Below are 17,365 nucleotides of genomic sequence, written 5' to 3' on the forward strand. Positions count from 1 at the left end.
GCCGTGCAAGGCTCGAGACGGCACCGGACGAAACGGGACAGCGAATCCCGCAGGACGGGCCTCGGTCGGCGGATAGCCTCGAACCTTCAGGCAGGAGGCTTATCCGATGACAGGTATGTTGAGCCAGGCTGTGATCCCCGGGCTGGCGTTGGTGCTCTTCGTCTGCTGCGGAACGGAGTTGGTCCTGCGGCGCTTCTTCAAGCGCAGCATCCTCTTCCGGCGCGGCACCTCACGGCGCCCTCTGACCGGTTCCGCGTTCGACGAGTTCAACCTGATCTTCAACGCCAACAAGCTGGTCGAGATCAAGCAGCAGCAGCGGCAGGAACTTCAGCGTGACGAGGTGGGTGACGGCGCCCCGCCGCGGACGCGCATCGATCTGACCAACGGCACCGCGCACGTCGTCCTGCCCAGCGAGAACGCGACCCCCGGTCCCCGTCCGGCCGCCGACCGCGCGTCGGCCGGCGAGGAAGATCCCTCCCGGTGACGTCGTCACAGACCCCGTTTCTCCTCCTGGACCTGGCTCTGATCCTCGGCCTTGCGCGCGTCCTGGGACTGGGTGCGCGGGCGTTGGGTCAGCCGGCGGTGGTCGGCGAGATACTCGCCGGCATTCTGCTGGGCCCCACCCTGCTCGGCGCGCGGTTCGCGGGCACCCTCTTCCCTGCCGAGGTTCGCCCCCTGCTGAGCGCGCTCGCCGGCGTGGGCCTCGCGCTGTTCATGTTCGCGGTCGGGACGGAGATCGATCTCGGCATCCTGCGCGGAGGGAGCAGGGTCACCCTGTGGGCAACCACGTTCTCGACACTGTTGCCGCTCGCCCTGGGTGCCGCGCTCGCGTGCGTGCTGGCGGACGCGCACCACCAGAGCCCACGCGTGGGATTCGTTCTGTTCTTCGCGGTGGCGATGGCCGTGACGGCGTTCCCCGTACTCGCCAGGATCATCGCCGACCGAGGGCTGACCCGGTCCCAACTCGGCGCGACCGCCCTGACGTGTGCGGCGATCACCGATCTGCTGGCCTGGATCCTGCTTGCGGTGGCCGTGGCCGTGGCCGTGGGCACGGGGCAGCACCTCGACTGGCGTCTCGCGCTGCTGGTGCCGTATGTCGCCCTGATGATCGCGGTGGGCCGCCCCCTGCTCCGCCGGGCGAGCGAGGCGAGCCGGCGCAAGAAGGCGCAGGGCACGGAACCCGGAGGCTCCGGCGAGAGCAGGAACTTCCTGGCTCTGGTGCTGGTCGGGCTCCTGCTCTCGGCAGCCTGCACCGAGTGGCTGGGACTGCACTACATCTTCGGAGCGTTCCTGTTCGGCGCCATCATGCCGAGGGGCGGCGACGGAGGCCTGCGCGACATTGCGCTGCAGCGGATTGAGCCGCTGTGCGGGCTGCTCCTGCTGCCCGCGTATTTCGTGCTGGCAGGCCTCAAGGTCGATCTCTCCCAGCTGGACGCCGCAGACATCGGCACCCTGGCCGCCATCCTCGTGGTGGCCGTGGCCGGTAAGGTCCTCGGCGCGTACCTCGGCGCGCGTCTCGGGGGCTACGGCAGTCGGCCTGCGTACGCGCTCGGCGTCCTGCTGAACACGCGCGGCGTCACCGAGCTGGTCGTGCTCGGCGTGGGGCTGGAACTGGGCCTACTGGACGGGACGCTGTACTCGCTGATGGTGGTGATGGCTGTGACGACGACGGCGCTCGTCGGCCCACTGCTGAACCGAATGCTGCCGACCGCCGGGAAGAGTGGGACGACGGTAGTGCAATCCGCTCCGGTGGCTCCTGGGGGAGCGGCCCGGGAAGAGTCCCGGTGAGCTGCCGCAGCAGTACCTCATGTTGATCAACTGCGGAAAACCCTGGTTCGGGCTGCCGATCAGGCCGTTTGTCTGCCTGGCGTCAGGCTGCTTGCTGGTACTCGTTGATCAGGCCGCCGATTGGTTGAGTGCGGCGGACGCGGCCTCCGAAGGGGATGACAGGTGCCGTCTGGCCGGTCTCCGAGGCTTGGGGAGATCGTTGGTGGAGGGACTGGTGGGGGCGGTGCCGGTTGTAGTGGTCGGTGTAGGTGTTCAGGACGCGACGATGCCCTGGCACAACCTGTAGCAGCACCAGGGGTTCCGCACCCTGCCGCCACTTCAGCACCGTCATCCCCCGATCACCGAATCCTCGGCCGCTGCCGCGTCCCCCTCGAGGGTCTGGGGCCTTCCTCGTCCAGCCGCCGGTGCCACGTCGGCTACGAGCGGTAGAGGGTGCGGGCGTGTGCCAGGTCGGCAGGCCCGTCCCGGCCGAGGTGGAAGACTGCCCGGGAACCGAACATCTCGCTGCTGTCGTTCTTCCGAATGGCAAGGTGCGCATCGGGAAGCAGGTGGTGGCATGACTCAGTTCCGGCTGTCGTGGCCGTGGGTACTGGACGGTTCGGAGCCGCCCGGCGATCTGGTCCGGGCGCTGGCGGAAAGCACATCGGTGCAGGACCGGGATCGATTACTCAAGGGCCTGGCCAATCAGGCCGCCACCGGCGATGCCGACAGCGTCGAGCGATACGCGATCGGGCTCTCGGTCGCCAAACGCTTTGGTGATTCGCTCCAGCTCTGGCGTCTGCTGCTCAAACACCGCCCGAACGCGGTCCGCCTGCGTCTGAACCTGGCAGCCTGCCTGCTCAGCGCGCAGCGGATGGACGAATGCGCCCGCGAACTGGACGAGTGCGCCCGGCGGTGCCCCGATGACGACCCGCTGCGCCCCATGGTCCAGCAGCGCCTTGAGGAACTGGCCACGATCCGTGACCATGACGAGCGGGAGTTCCGGCTGCTGGAGTTGAAAGCAGACGCGTACCGGGAGCTGGCCGAGCGCGGCGAGGCCAGCCCCGCAGATCTCAAAGAACTGTGCAAGGTGCTGGCCGCACTCCAGCAGAGACCGGGCAGCGGCGTCACTGCGGACGATGTCCTCGCCCTGGCCGAACAGGCACGGGAAGGGATGCCACAGGACGCCGAGGTCCTGGAACTCGTCGCATATGGCCGCATCTTGACGGGCGACATGAACGGGCTGTCCGAGATGCTGCGATTGCTGGAGCAGGTCGCTCCGCACTCCCACCTGCTGGGTGAGTTCCGGTCCTCGCACACGGACCCCGAGTTCCAGCAGATGGCGGACCAGCGCAAACGCCACATGGACGAGACCATCCGCCGCGCCGGCGAGGGCGATGAGGATGCCCTGCGGGAACTGCGCCGGGAGAGCCAGAGGTTCCCAGCCAACGAGACGTATGGCGTCGGTCTGCTGTCCGCCGTGTACGGCCGGGCGGCCAGCGGGACGGGCGACTACGAGGAGGCGCGGCGGATCGCGCACGAGCTGGCCGCGAAGCCCTCGGCGGGCCACCACACCCACTTCCATGTGGCCCAGTTCCTGTGGATGTTGGGCGACCACGAGCTCGCGCGGCACCAGTTCGCCCGCGCCTTCGAAACGGCACAGGACGAGGAGGATCGGGAGACCGTACGCCTGGCCATGCGGACCGTCGGCGCCGACGGCCCTGAAGATGGCCGCCATGGGTGAGCAGGAGCGGCGTGTCGCCGCGCTCCTGATGAATGCGGGCAGCGCGCGGCACGCGGAGACTCTGCTGTTGACCCACGCTGGCCGGTTCGACCCGTACGAGCTGGTGCGCGAGCTGGAGGACGGACAGCGCCGCTTCGAGGCGGACGGCAAGACCAAGGCCGCCGCGCTCGTCGGTTTCTACGTGTCGTTGGCTCGGGAGCTGAGCGGCGTGTTGCAGCGGATCGGCTCCGTTGCCCGTTCCGGGAGCGCCCCGGTGGGCTTCCCCGACCCACAGGAGGATCTCGGTCATCCGCGGCTCCTTTTGGAGCGGCAAGCCTCCGAGTTGCTGGGGCGCGGCGAGTTCGAGGCCGCGCGTGACGCCTTCCGTCAGGCGGACGAGTTGCCACTGCCCCATCCGGACGAATGGGGCCGCGCCGCCGGCCTTCGGATGCGGCTCGCGGAGGCGCTGGGTGCGAAAGGTCGCCGCCGGGAGGCGCTCGGCATCCTCGACTCCGTACAACTCGGGCCGCACGGCGCCGAGATGGGTTCTGAATCGATGCTGCGCATCCGCTTTCACCGGCTGCGCGGCATCCTCTGCCAGGACGAGGCGGACTACGAGCAGGCGCGTTCCTGCTACCGGACGGCACTTGAGGAAGCCGAGGGACTTCACGACCACCAAGCTCAGTTCGCGCTACGCATGCTGCTGGCCGGTGCGTACTTCGAGGCGGGCCGGGGGAGGGAGGCGGTACGCGAATACCGCAGGGCACTCGGCCTCGCGGAGTCCCGGTTCGGTACGGAGATGCGGGCCTGTGCGCTCAACCGCCTGGGAGCTGCATACCAGAAAGCCGGCGACCACGCCGCAGCCCGCTCGAGCCTCCGCCGCGCGCTGGAGCTGGTCGGTGGTTCCTCCGTCAACGAGGGGGGCGCGCGCTTCGAGGCCGAAGCCTGGGTCGGCCTCGGTGACCTCGCCGCCGACGAGGGGCGCATGGACGACGCGGTCGGGGCGTACTTCGAGGCGCTGACGAAGGCCATGCATCTCAGCAAGGACATCATCGCCCACGGCATGGCCCTGGTGGCCTCGCGCCTGGACCGCATCGATGCCGACCACGCATCCGTCCTGCTCCGCACCGCGCAGGTCTTCCGTGACGTCGTCGGTTCCGATCCGGGACGTGGATGGACCTTTCACCTGCCGTTCCGGCTTGCGGAAGCGGCGCAGCGACTAGGCCGCGGACAGGTCACCGAGGCGGTGTCCGCGCTGCGGGTGCTGCGCGAGGAGTCTCTGCGGCACGCACCCGATGCCGCCACCCGCCTGCAGGTCACCGACCGTCTGGCCAAGGCGCTGCTGGTCCGTGGTACGGCGGAGGACAAGCAGGAGGCGTTCGACACCGCCTGGCAGGCGCGCTCGGCGTTGCTGGACACCATGGCCCGGCACCCGCACCGGCCGGTCGGGGACATTCCCGCGCTCATGCACGAGTACCGGGCGGTCTACGAGCTGCTTATCCGGCTGCTGGTGGAGTGCGGAGACGAGATCACGCTCCCGGCAGACGCCCTGCCCGGTACGGACCAACGCAGCGCCCAGCCCCTGGAGCTCGCCTTCGACCTGCACGAGGAGTACAAGACGTGGGCCGACGGCATGGGGAGCATCCTGAGAAATCCGGATAAACCGGCCACCCTTCGTGCTCTGCGGGCGCACCTCCGGACCGACGCTGATGCCTCACGCTGCGCCTTCGTGTCGTATTTCTGCGGTACTGACGCCTCCACCATCTTTGTCGTCCACGCCGACAGCGGCCGGCTGTGTGCCGTGCGCGCGGAGTTGACGTCCGCGACGCTCCAGCGGGCGGCACAGCGACTGCGGCGTACGTTCGACGGCGATGCCGACGCGTTCCCGCCGCTCCCACCGCTGCCGGCTCGGCGGCCGTGGCGACGTGGGTTGGACTTCTTCGCGCAACTGGCACCTGGGCTGCTGGCGTTCCTCCCCGAGGTGGCGGGGCGCGAGTTGCTGTGCGTCGCAGCGGACGGAGCGGTGCGTGCCCTTCCGCTCGGTGCGCTCCCGCTCGCCACCCGGAACGAGGACGGGCAGGGAGACGAGCATGTGCTCGCAAGCCGGCACGCCGTGGTGCAGGTGACCAGTGCCACCGCTCTGCTCCGCACCTCTGAGCGCCCCGCGGCAACGGGGAACACCGATGTATTCGTCGCAGGCACGGCCGCCCGCGAGGATCCGGACGCCGAACGTCTCGAAAACGACGCGGAGTTCGTCGCCCCAGGCTGCTGTCGCAGCGAAGTCACCGGCCTGAAGGCGACGCCCGATTCCGTTCTGGCGGGCCTCGGCGCCGCCCGTATCGCCCACCTGTCGGGGCATGGCTGGTATGACCGTGTCGAACCACTGGACTCCGGCCTGTTCCTCGCACACGACGGGCAGCGCCCCACCAAGTACCCACTCACGGTGGAGGTGGGCACGCGGCTGGAGCACCTGCTCACCGCCCGGCGCCTGGCCAGGGCGGAGCTGCGGCTCGATCTGCTCACGCTGCGGGCGTGTTCCACCGCCCGCGGGGACCTCCACAGTACGGGCGATATCCAGGGCCTCGCCCAGCTCCTGCAACACTCCGGCGCCAGGACGGTCGTAGCCACACTCTGGGATGTGGACGATGCCAGCTCGCGCAGGCTCTTCGAAGACTTCTACCGACGGCTGGCGGAGAACCCCGCCGAGCCCCTCTGGCGGGCGCTGTGGCAGGCCCAGCGCACCATGCTGGAACATCCCACCGTCCCTTGGGAATGCCACCCCTACCACTGGGCCGCACTGGCTCTGATCGGAGACTGGAGACGCCGATGAGGACAACCGACCTATCCGAGCTCAGCGACCGCTCGGTCCTCCTCGCGCTGCAGGAGCTGACCGAGGAGTTCACCGCTGACGCCACGCCGGACACCATGCCGCTGGACCAGGACGAGGCCGCTCTCCTGCTCTCCACCCTGCTGCGCGCAGCTGGTCAGGACGGTAGCGCGGTGGTCATACCCGACAGCCCCGCGGCGTACGATGCCGCGCGTCGGCTGCTCGCGGCATTCGCCGCAGAGCCCGCAACTGCTGCCGTCGCCGCTGCTGTGCTGGCTGAGCCGCCCACCGACTCGCGGCTCAGCGGCGAGATCGCCGTCCCCGGCCTCGTCGTGATGGCCGCTGTCGTCACCTGGCTGCAGACACAAGTGTCGGTTCACATCAAACGACGCAACGGCAAGACCGAGTTCGAGTTCCGCGTGGCGAAGGAGGCCGCCTCGGCATCGACACTCAAGGAACTGGCGTCCACGGTCACACGATGGCTCGGCGGACCACCACGGCAATGACCCGACAGCTGGTGGCCGACGCCCTCGCCGAAGTGCTGCGGGTAGTCGTACTCGTGGGAGCCGGCCGATGAGGAGTTGCAGCCCTGCTGGGCCTCGGAGCAGTGGTTGGTCGTCTCGCTCGGGGCGACGCCTGGGCCGATGTACACCGGCCAGTTGGTTCTGCTGCCGGTGAGCATGGAGTAGCCGGGGACAAGGGTGAACCCACTGCTGGTGGTCGTCATGGTCACCGGCGCGACATCGGCCCCCGGCGCAGGCCCGTCGGTGGCCCCTCTTCGGCCCCGGCGGACTACGGCGGATGTACACGCCCCGACGCCGGGCGGAACCGTCTCCCTGACGTCACCTCCGTGTCACAGGGCCGTATCGCCGCAACCCCACCGTGCAGGACGCCGTCCTCATGAGCACCGGCACGACGGATGCCGCTGACCAGGAGTGATCCCATGACCATCGTCCGCTCGCGAAGAACCGCCGCGACCCTGACGTCCCTTTTCGCCTCCTGCATGCTGCTCACCGCATGCCAGTCGGGCGGCGGCTCGACGGGAGCGGCCCCCGCCTCCGCGTCGGCCGACGGCGGTTCCTCTTCCGTGGCGTCCCCCAGCGGCGCCTCCCCGTCTGCCGTTCCCGCCGGTGCGGCCTCCCGGGCGGCCTCGCCCGCCCCGCTTCCCGCATCGCACGGCACCACGTCCGCCACGCCCGCCTGTGCCGCCGGGGCACTGACCCCGTCCGTGGCACACCGCCTCGAGCCGAACCCGGACCACACGTACGGCGTCCTGCTCAACCTTGCCAACAGTGGCAGCCGCACCTGCCTGATCGAGGGCTTCCCCACCGTGGCGATCGCTGGACAAGGCGACCCCACTCGCAGCCGACCGCTGAAGGTCACCCCTGAGGGCACCGCCCGCCCCGTGCGCCTGGCCCCGGGCGGCCGGGCCTATCTGATGCTCACCTTCCACGAGGTGATGGGCGAAGCCGACGGATACTGCCTCTCCGGCGCCACGCCCGCAGCACCGCCCTCCCTCGTCGTCGGGGCTGCCGGCGGCCGCTTCCAGGTCGAGATGGGCGACGGCGGCGGCAACTTCGCGGAGTGCGACGACATCGTCCGCACCACGGCCTTTCTGCCCAACCAGCCCTGACTTCCGCCAGCGGACTGTGGCAGGGCGCCACACCGGTGCGGCCCCCGGCCGCGCCACCCCGGTGCGGCCCCGGAACCGAGGCTCGGCCCGTGAGACCTCAACGAGCGCACCGCCTTTCGCCCCGCCCTCTTCGGGAGACGGAATGTCAAATGCGCCGGGCCCCGACTCGGGTCGGCAGGGTGGGGCGTCTGCGCGGACGTCGCGCGGCAGCGGCGTGGGTCGCGCGTCAGTCAGTCGGCGCCGGACGTTGGCCACGATGGCCGCGTCCGCGGTCCTTGCAGGCTGCGGCGGCAAGCACGCGCGCACAGCCGCATCCGACCCCGTCGGCCGCGCCCCCTTCCGGGGCCCCGGCCGCCGACAACACCACCGTCATGGTCATCCGGCATGGGCAGAAGCCCGGCCGACATGAATCCGCCATCGACGAGAACGGCCGTCTGGAAGGAAATGGCGCTGACAACCGGTTGGGAGACGCGGGGTCATGCGGACGATGCCGCGCCCGGCCGGGCGGTGGGCAAAGATCCGGGATGCGATCGGCCCGCACTCAGGGTCCATGCCCAAGCGCTGCAGGTTGCACTGCGGCCGAGCGAGGGCCCGGTCAGGGTCCGGGCTTCCGAGGCCGCAGCGGGCCAGCTGCCGCCGTATTTCGCCCGGCTCTCGCATCCTGGCGCATGGCCTGATTGTTGCCTTGTGGGCGCGAACCGTGCGTCGCGATACTCGGGCTTGCCATGGACACGACCCAATTGCGGGTTGCTCCGAGGCCACTTCCCGCCCCGCCCGGCCTCCCCAGCCGACGCGGGCCCCCACCGGAGGTCATCCCTGATGCTTCCTCGCATCTTCACTTCTCGCTCCCTTTCCGCGGGTGCAGGAGCAGCCGCTCTCGCCGCCGCCGTCCTGCTGCCCGGTGCCGGCGCGGCCACCGCTGCGCCCGCCTCGGCCGCGCACGCCAAGCCCACCGCGGCCGAGACCAAAGCCGTCGTGGCTCTCACCTCTCAGCTGGGTGACCGTGCTGCCGGCTCCTACTTCGACACATCGTCCCGGCGCCTCGTCGTCAACATCACCGACCCCTCGGTCGCCGACCAGGTCCGCGCTACCGGTGCGGTCGCCAGGGTGGTGCGTTACTCCACAGCTCAACTCCACGCCGCGGCAGGCCTCCTGGCGAGACAGGCCCGAATCCCCGGTACCGCCTGGGCTGTCGACCCCCGGAAGGACCAAGTGGTCGTCACAGCCGACCCCACCGTCACCGGAGCCAAGCTCATCCGCCTCGACGCCGCGGTCCACGCGTTGGGGAACAAGGCTGTGCTTCGGCACAGAACCTCACCCTTCAAACCCCTGATCGCCGGTGGTGACGCCATCTGGGGCAGCGGAGTTCGCTGCTCCCTGGGGTTCAATGTGTCCGTGGGCGGAGCTCCCTACTTCCTGACCGCCGGCCACTGCGGCAACGCCTCCGCCGGCTGGTCCGACTCCCAAGGTGGCGGCGAGATCGGGCAGACGGTCGACTCGCACTTCCCCGGCACCGACTACGCCCTCGTGCAGTACGACGACCCTGGCACCGACCACCCCAGCACCGTCGACCTGTACGACGGCAGCACCCAGCAGATCACCCGTGCCGCCGACGCCTACGTCGGCGAGCAGGTCCAGCGCAGCGGCAGCACCACCGGCGTCTACGGCGGACAAGTCACCGCACTGGACGCCACCGTCAACTACCAGGAGGGCTCCGTCTTCGGACTGATCGACACCACCGTGTGCGCCGAACCCGGCGACAGCGGCGGCGCCCTCTTCGACGGCGACGCGGCAATCGGCCTGACCTCCGGCGGGAGCGGTGACTGCACCTCGGGCGGCGAGACCTTCTTCCAGCCCGTGACGGCGGCTCTCGGCGCAGAGGGAGCCACCATCCCCTGACGCGCCGCTCGTAGCTGATGAGGTCACGCCGGCCCCGCACCACCCACTGCATCGACGAGCAGTGGTAGCGGCAGCAGCGGCGGCTACGCCGACAGGTGTCTCAGAGGAAGAGCTCTTCTTGTGCAACCACGACCGTGTCGTCAGCGGTCAACTCGCCCCGCGGACACACACTCTGAAATGCCTGGTCGGTGCGCTGACCAGGCTTTCTTCTTGGAATCGCCTAGTGGGATCCCAACGGTGACGGCGACCTCGATGCAGGCAACGCGCTGACCTGTGTGTTCAGCGCGAGGGGTCGTGGGGGTTTCTGTCGGGTCCATGTGGAGATTTCATGGCGGGCGACTGTCGCTCCAGCGCGATCCGCGATCGCAACGCCAACGCTTGAGCGGACGAAGGATGACGCACCTACGACAGCAACATCTCCCGCTCGGCCTCACTCGGCACCACCGGCGGGATCTTCGGCCCAGGACGACTCGCACAAGACCAACGGCGAATCCTGACTCAGGCCCCGAGAGGGTCTGCTCGCTACCGATGGAAGTCCGCGACACGGCAGCGGCCGGCGGTTGAAGGGCCTGTTCGGCTCTACCCCGTTGGGGAGGAAGAGGGACAGGCCGGATTCCCGGTGATCCTCGACTCCGTCCAGGCTGACCCGGAAGAGCCTGAAGATGGCCGGCTGATGCGATAGCTCTTCGACCAGCAGCCGTACGCCTTCGCGGTCGAACAGGTTCGGACCGGTAACGGCCAGGAGTTCGGTCAGACGTTCCACCGGTAGCTGCTGGACAAAGGCATCGGCCACGTCCGCATCAGACTCTGCTCTTTTGATCCCTTGGCGTGCCCAGGCGGCCGGCAGCGGTCGCGGGAGGCTGGTCATGAGTTCCGGCATGAAAGCTCGATGGATCGGCAGTGGTCTGCCCCGCGGTGTGTTGTTGCCGTGGCGTGCCCCTGCACGCAGCAGGGGCATACGGCGTCGGCGGGCAGGGGTAGTCGTGGCACTGGAAAGGCGGAATGCTCGGGCGGCTCCGGCTGTCGGGCGGGCGCCGGGTGCGTGGACGGGCGAGCCGGCCCGGCGGAGCCGGCGGGCAGCCAACTCCTTTTGGACACGCACCGTTTACATGCGTTCGACCCGTCGACCGGCGGGACTTGTTATGGTGTTACTCATTGGTAGCAAGCTGAGTGGGGGGACGCGGGGAGACCTGCGGCCATTTCGCCGCCAGGCGAGTGGCGAGACGGATGACCTGGCAAGGGGGCCCGGTCAACGGCTTCTGCGCGTGCGCATCACGCGGCCGTCGAACTCCAGTTCCCTCACTCGCTGACCCGGACAGGTGGGACTCGTCACATGGCTCGTTCCCTGGTCGAATTACTGACCGCACACGCCCAGCAACAGCCCGACCGTACCGCCTACCGGTACCTCCTCACCGGCGACTGCGACGGGGACATCCAGGACATCTCCTACGGACAACTGGCCCACCGCTCCCGGGCCGTGGCCGCCTGGCTCCAGGACCGAGGCCTGGCCGGCTCGCGCGCCCTGCTGCTCCATCCACCCGGCCTGGAGTTCGTCTCCGCCTTTCTGGGCTGCCTCGCCGCCGGCGTGGTCGCCGTGCCGGGCGTGCCCCCGCAGGGACGCTCGCAGAACCACCGCGCCCTTGTCCGGATGAAGCGTCTGATGGCCGACTCCGACGCCAAGGTGATCCTCGGCGGCCGCGAAGTCATCCGTGCCTTGCGCACATGGACCGAGCAGCTGCCCGAACCGGACACCGTCCCCCGCATCGCCACCGAGGACATTCCCGACGACGCGGCCGGCTCCTGGCACGCCCCCGACCTCTCCGCCGACTCGGTGGCCTTCCTCCAGTACACCTCCGGCTCCACCTCCGCCCCGCGCGGTGTGGCGGTCACCCACGGCAACCTGCTGGACAACGAGCGGATCATCACCGAGCGGATGGGGCACACCCCGGACGCCCTCGCGGAGCACGGCCGGGAACTGATCCTCAGCTGGCTCCCCGTCTACCACGACATGGGCCTCATGGGCCCGGTGCTGAACACGCTGTACCTGGGCGCCACGGCCACGCTCTTCTCGCCGCTGCACTTCCTGCAGAGCCCCGATCGCTGGCTGACCGCGATCAGCCGTTACCGGCCGCACACCAGCGGCGGCCCCAACTTCGCCTACGAGCTGTGTCTGAAGCACGCCACCGCCGACCTGGTCGACAGCCTCGACCTGAGCGCGTGGAAGGTCGCCTTCAACGGCGCCGAACCGGTGCGCGCGGCCACGCTGCGACGGTTCACCGAGACCTTCCGCGCGGCCGGCTTCCGCCATGAGGCGTTCTACCCCTGCTACGGCCTGGCCGAAGCCACCTTGATGGTCACCGGCGGTGCGGTGGACGCCCCGCCCACCCTGCTGGAGGCCGCCGAGACCGGCCCGCACGCCGGCGAGGCGGACGCGGCCGCCGTGGGCTGCGGCCGGCCCGGGCCCGGGATCACCGTGGTGATCGCCGACCCCGAACGGCAGGAGGAACTGCCCGAGGGCGAGGTCGGCGAGATCTGGGTCGCCGGCGCGAGCGTGGCCAAGGGCTACTGGCGCAACGCCCTGGCCACCCGCGAGACCTTCCGCGCCACCCTGACCGGCCGCGAGGGCCGCTTCCTGCGCACGGGCGACCTCGGCTTCGTGCGGGACGGCGAACTGTTCGTCACCGGCCGCCTGAAGGACCTCGTCGTCATCGACGGGCGCAACCACTACCCGCAGGACCTGGAGCTGTCCGCGGAGTTGTCCCACCCGGCACTGCGGCCCGGCTGCACCGCGGCGTTCTCCGTGGACGCCGGCGGTGCGGAGGGCGAACAGGCCGTCGTGGTGGCCGAGGTGGCGCCGGAGGCGGCCGGCGAGGCCGAGAAGATCACCGACCTGGTGCGCAGCGCGATCGGCGAGGCCCATGGCCTGTCGGTGCGGGACGTGGTGCTGGTCCGCCCCGGCACCATCCCGAAGACGTCGAGCGGGAAGATCCAGCGTCGCGCCTCCCGGGCGGCCTACCTCGACGGCACCCTCGCCTTGGTGGACGTGCCCGTCACGGGATGACCCCACCGCCGTCGGCGCGCCCGCCCGCGCCGGCCGCACGTCCGCCCTCCGCGGCCGCAGGTCCGTCGACTTCGGCCGTACGTCACCCGATGTCAGTCGTACGCCGCTGCCGCATGCGGTCGTGCGGAATCCGCCCGCGTCACCGTCGCTTGAGGACACCTGCCCAGATGCCTGCGAACGAGCCCCGGAAGCAGTCCACCATCCCGCCCCTCACCACCGCCGAGGACGTACGGGCCTGGCTGGGGTCGGCCGTCGCCGAGGCCGCCGGGCTCGACCCGCTGGCCGTCGACCCGGACCGGCCGATCGCGGAATTCGGGCTGGGGTCACGCCGGTTGGTGACGCTGGCCGCGGAACTGTCCGCACGGATCGGCCGACCACTGGAGCCATCGCTCGTCTTCGACCACCCCACGATCGCCGCGCTGGCCGACGCGGTCCTCGGCGAGCCGCCCGCCCCGGCGGCCGGCCCGGCCTGTGCCGAGGCTCCGCCGCGGACGGCGGGCGACGACATCGCCATCGTCTCCATGGCCTGCCGCTTCCCCGGCGGCGCCGACGACCCCGAAGGGCTGTGGCGGCTGCTCGCCGCCGGTGAGGACGCCATCTCCGAGGTACCGGCGGGCCGTTGGGACACCCGGAGTCTCTACGACCCCGACCCCGAGGCCACCGGCAAGGCGTACACGCTGCGTGGCGGTTTCCTCGACGGCATCGACCGCTTCGACGCTGCCTTCTTCGGGATCTCGCCCCGGGAGGCCGACGCCATGGACCCGCAGCAGCGGCTGCTGCTGCAGACCAGCTGGGAGGCGATCGAGCGGGCCGGGATCGTCCCCGAGACGCTGCACGGCAGCCTCACGGGCGTCTACATCGGCCTGTACGACAGCGGATACCTCGCCTCCGCCTCGTTGGCCCAGCTCGACGGGCACGTCGGCACGGGCTCGGCACCCAGCGTGGCCTCCGGGCGCATCGCCTACACCCTCGGTCTGCAGGGCCCGGCGGTCACCGTCGACACCGCCTGCTCCTCCTCCCTCGTCGCCCTGCACCTGGCGGCCCGCGCGCTGGCGGCAGGTGAGTGCGACCTCGCCCTGGCGGGCGGCGCGAGCCTGCTGGTGACCCCGCGGGGACACGTGGAGTTCAGCAGGCTGCGCGGGCTGTCGCCGTCCGGGCGGTGCAGCCCATTCTCGGCCGACGCGGACGGCGTGGTGTGGGCCGAGGGCTGCGGTGTGCTGCTGCTCAAGCGGCTCGCCGACGCCCGCCGCGACGGCGACCGGGTGCTCGCCGTGGTCAAGGGCTCGGCCGTCAACCAGGACGGCCGCAGCCAGGGGCTGAGCGCCCCCAACGGCCCGGCGCAGGAACGGGTGCTGCGCGCGGCCCTCGACGCCGCCGGACTCGCACCGGGCGACGTGGACCACGTCGAGGCGCACGGCACCGGCACCCCGCTCGGCGACCCCATCGAGGGTCGCGCACTGGCCGCCGTCTTCGGACCGGGCCGCCCCGCCGACCGGCCCCTCGGCCTCGGCTCGCTGAAGTCCAACATCGGTCACACCCAGGCCGCCGCGGGCATCGGCGGCGTGATCAAGACGGTGCTCGCCCTCGGACACGAGCTCATACCGCCGTCCCTGCACGCCGAGACCCTCACGGAGCACGTCGACTGGGCGGGCAGCGGCCTGACCGTGCACGGCAGCGCCCGGCCGTGGCCGCGTGACGGCGACCGCGTGCGGCGGGCCGGGGTGAGCGCGTTCGGCATCAGCGGCACCAACGCGCACGTCGTGCTGGAGGAGGCACCGCAGGACGCCGTCGCACCGGCCGGGGCGGGGGCGGAGCTGCCCGGCCCGACGCTCTTCCCGCTCTCCGCCCGCACGCTCCCCGCGCTCCAGGGACAAGCCGACCGACTGCACGCACGTCTCGTTGTCCGGCCCGAGTCGCCGCTGCCCGCCGTGGCCGCGACGCTGGCCCACCACCGCACCCACTTCGAGTACCGTGCCGTCGTCCAGGCGGCCGACCGGGACGAACTGCTGACCGCGCTGCGGGCCCTCGCAGAGGGCCGGCCCGACCCCGGCCTGACCGCCGGCCCTCGGCGGACGCTGCCCGCGGGCAAGGTGGCCTTCGTCTTCCCCGGCCAGGGCGCCCAGTGGGCCGGCATGGCACGTGACCTGCTCGAACGCGAGCCCGTGTTCGCCGACGAGCTCGACCGCTGCGACGCCGCCCTGCGACCGTTCACCGTCTGGTCCGCGGCGGCCGTTCTGCGCGGCGAGGCGGGAGCCCCGTCCCTGGACCGTGTGGATGTCGTCCAGCCGGTGCTCTTCGCGGTGATGGTGTCCCTGGCCGCGGTGTGGCGGGCCCGTGGCGTCCGGCCGGACGCCGTGATCGGGCACAGCCAGGGCGAAGTGGCCGCGGCCTGCGTCGCCGGCGCGCTCAGCCTCAACGACGCGGCCGCGGTGGTCGCCCTGCGCAGCCGCGCCCTGACCGAGCTGTCCGGCACCGGCGCCATGGCCGTCGTCGCCCTGCCGCACACCGAGGTCGTCACCCGCCTCGACGGTCTCGGCGGCCGGGTCTCGGTCGCCGCCGTGAACAGCGGCCGGGCGACGGTGATCGCCGGTGACGTGGAGCCGCTGGAGGGCCTGCTCGCCGACCTCGACCGGGAACAGGTCTTCGTCCGCCGCCTCGACGTCGACTACGCCTCCCACAGCGCCCGGGTCGAGCAGGTGCGCGCGACGATCCTCGACGAGCTCGACGGCGTGACCACGTACCCCACGTCGGTCGCCTGGTACTCCACCGTCACCGGTGAACCGGTCACCGAGGAGCTGGAGGCCGACTACTGGTACAGCAATCTGCGCGAACCCGTCCGCTTCGCGCCCGCGGTGGAGCGCATGGCGGCAGACGGCTACCGCCACTTCGTCGAACTCGGCCCGCATCCGTCCCTGCTGACAGCCCTGCACACGATCGGCGAGGAATCCGGCCACGAACTGGTCGCCGTCGGCTCCCTCCGCCGCGACGGGGACGGACCCGCCTGTCTGGACCACGCCGCCGCCGAACTGCACGTCCACGGACGGCGCTTGCACTGGCGGCGCCTGGTCGCCGACACCGTCCGGACGGACCTGCCGACCTACGCCTGGGACACCCGGCGTCACTGGATCGAACCCGAATCCGCCTCGGGTGGCCTCGGCCTGTTCGACCGCGCCGCGCACCCGTTGCTCGGCGTCCAGTTGCAGTCGGCCGACGAGACCCGCTGGACCTTCCGCAACGAGTGGTCCCCGGCCACCGCCGACTGGCTGTCCGACCACACCGTGTTCGGCCGGACCGTGGTGTCCGGCACGACCCTGCTGGAGCTGTGCCGGGCCGCCCTCGCCGTGGCGCGCCCGGACGACCCGGCCGACGTGACCGACCTGCTGCTGCTCGCACCCCTCGTGCTGCCGACCTCCGGCACGGTGGAGGTGTCCGTCGAGGTGGTCAGCGCCGGCCCGGCACCGGAGATCACCGTGCACAGCCGCCCGCGCGGTCAGGAGGCCACCTGGACCCTGCACGCCACCGCCTCGGCGGCCGGGGCGACTCCGGTGGCGGGGCGGCCGCCGGTGTGGCCTCAGGCGGCGGAGCCCGCCTGGAGCCCGGACACCTACGAGCGGCTGACCGGGCTCGGCCTCGGCTACGGTCCGGCCTTCCAGGGCGTACGGGAGGCGGTGGTGACCGGCGCCGGCGAGCTGCTGGCCCGGCTGTCGCTGCCGTCCGTGGCCCACGACCTGGCCGATCCCTACCCGGTCCACCCGGCGCTGCTGGACGCCGCGCTGCACGTGGCAGCGGCCCTCGAAGAGGGCGCCGCCTCCGACGGCCGGGTGCTCCTTCCGGTCTCCGTGGGCCGCGCCGCGCTGTCGCACGGCGGCGCCGACGACCTCACCGTGTCCGTGCGGCGCACTGGTGCGGCCGGCACGGATCTCACGCTGGACGTGACGCTGTGGGACGCAGACGGCTTCCCCGCGGGTCGGCTGGAGGGGGTACGGCTGCGGGCCGCGAGCCCGGCGGATCTCGTCGGCGGTTCGGGCAACGGGCGGCACCTGTACGAGGTGGCCTGGACGGCCGCGCCCGAACCGAGCGTCCAGGCTCCGGCCGGTGCCTGGACCGTCGTCGGCGACCCGTCCGACCCCGACGTCGAGGCGGCCCTGCGCGGCCTCGAAGCCGCGGGGATCCGGTGCCGCGACACGGGTGGCGAGGTGCCCGTACGGTCCTGGCCCCGGCCGGTGTCCGATGCCGAACCTGCCGCCGGCGCCCGGGAGTCGGCGTCACGTGACCGACGTGTCGTGGATGACGCGTCCGCCCCGGACGTCGTTGCGGCCTCGCGCCGCTTCGAAGCGGTGGGGGCCGAGGCGCACGACACGGGTGGCGAGGTGCCCGTACGGTCCTGGCCCCGGCCGGTGTCCGATGCCGAACCTGCCGCCGGCGCCCGGGAGTCGGCGTCACGTGACCGACGTG

At 71.3% G+C, this 17,365-nt stretch carries 10 protein-coding genes; 9 read left to right on the top strand and 1 reads right to left on the bottom strand.

Features of this window, described 5'->3' with window-relative positions:
• Window positions 1-106: 106 nt before the first annotated feature.
• From ACZ5NH_RS41195 to ACZ5NH_RS41225, 7 genes are all read left to right on the top strand, one after another.
• Complete coding sequence (locus tag ACZ5NH_RS41195; RefSeq protein WP_468782990.1) at window positions 107-484, top strand: DUF6191 domain-containing protein; 378 nt, start codon at window positions 107-109, stop codon at window positions 482-484.
• Window positions 481-1,788: a cation:proton antiporter gene (locus ACZ5NH_RS41200; protein ID WP_468782992.1), complete on the top strand. Its 1,308-nt coding sequence runs from the start codon at window positions 481-483 to the stop codon at window positions 1,786-1,788. The genes ACZ5NH_RS41195 and ACZ5NH_RS41200 overlap by 4 nt, the downstream gene beginning before the upstream one ends.
• Window positions 1,789-2,344: 556 nt before the next feature.
• Window positions 2,345-3,511 carry a hypothetical protein gene (locus ACZ5NH_RS41205; protein WP_468782994.1) on the top strand — a complete coding sequence of 389 codons (1,167 nt, stop codon included), beginning with the start codon at window positions 2,345-2,347 and terminating at the stop codon, window positions 3,509-3,511.
• Window positions 3,512-5,123: 1,612 nt separating this feature from the next.
• Window positions 5,124-6,320, top strand: coding sequence for a CHAT domain-containing protein (locus tag ACZ5NH_RS41210; protein ID WP_468783029.1), 1,197 nt, complete (start codon window positions 5,124-5,126; stop codon window positions 6,318-6,320).
• The gene (locus ACZ5NH_RS41215) at window positions 6,317-6,823 is read left to right on the top strand and encodes a hypothetical protein (RefSeq protein WP_388635542.1); all 507 of its coding nucleotides are present in this window, start codon (window positions 6,317-6,319) and stop codon (window positions 6,821-6,823) included. Before ACZ5NH_RS41210 ends, ACZ5NH_RS41215 begins: the two co-directional genes overlap by 4 nt.
• Window positions 6,824-7,260: 437 nt before the next feature.
• Window positions 7,261-7,950, top strand: a complete 690-nt coding sequence (locus ACZ5NH_RS41220; protein WP_468782997.1) for a DUF4232 domain-containing protein — start codon at window positions 7,261-7,263, stop codon at window positions 7,948-7,950.
• Window positions 7,951-8,769: 819 nt separating this feature from the next.
• Window positions 8,770-9,849, top strand: coding sequence for a S1 family peptidase (locus ACZ5NH_RS41225; protein WP_468782999.1), 1,080 nt, complete (start codon window positions 8,770-8,772; stop codon window positions 9,847-9,849).
• Window positions 9,850-10,279: 430 nt separating this feature from the next.
• Here ACZ5NH_RS41225 and ACZ5NH_RS41230 read toward each other — a convergent pair whose 3' ends face one another.
• Complete coding sequence (locus ACZ5NH_RS41230) at window positions 10,280-10,729, bottom strand: hypothetical protein (RefSeq protein WP_468783001.1); 450 nt, start codon at window positions 10,727-10,729, stop codon at window positions 10,280-10,282.
• 453 nt (window positions 10,730-11,182) lie between these two features.
• Here ACZ5NH_RS41230 and ACZ5NH_RS41235 point away from each other — a divergent pair, with 453 nt between their 5' ends.
• Both ACZ5NH_RS41235 and ACZ5NH_RS41240 read left to right on the top strand, forming a co-directional pair.
• Window positions 11,183-12,910 carry a fatty acyl-AMP ligase gene (locus tag ACZ5NH_RS41235; RefSeq protein ID WP_468783003.1) on the top strand — a complete coding sequence of 576 codons (1,728 nt, stop codon included), beginning with the start codon at window positions 11,183-11,185 and terminating at the stop codon, window positions 12,908-12,910.
• Window positions 12,911-13,077: 167 nt separating this feature from the next.
• On the top strand, window positions 13,078-17,365 hold a 4,288-nt coding region (locus ACZ5NH_RS41240), incomplete at its 3' end, for a type I polyketide synthase (RefSeq protein WP_468783005.1).

It is taken from the genome of Streptomyces sp. NPDC031426 (genome assembly GCF_055581585.1).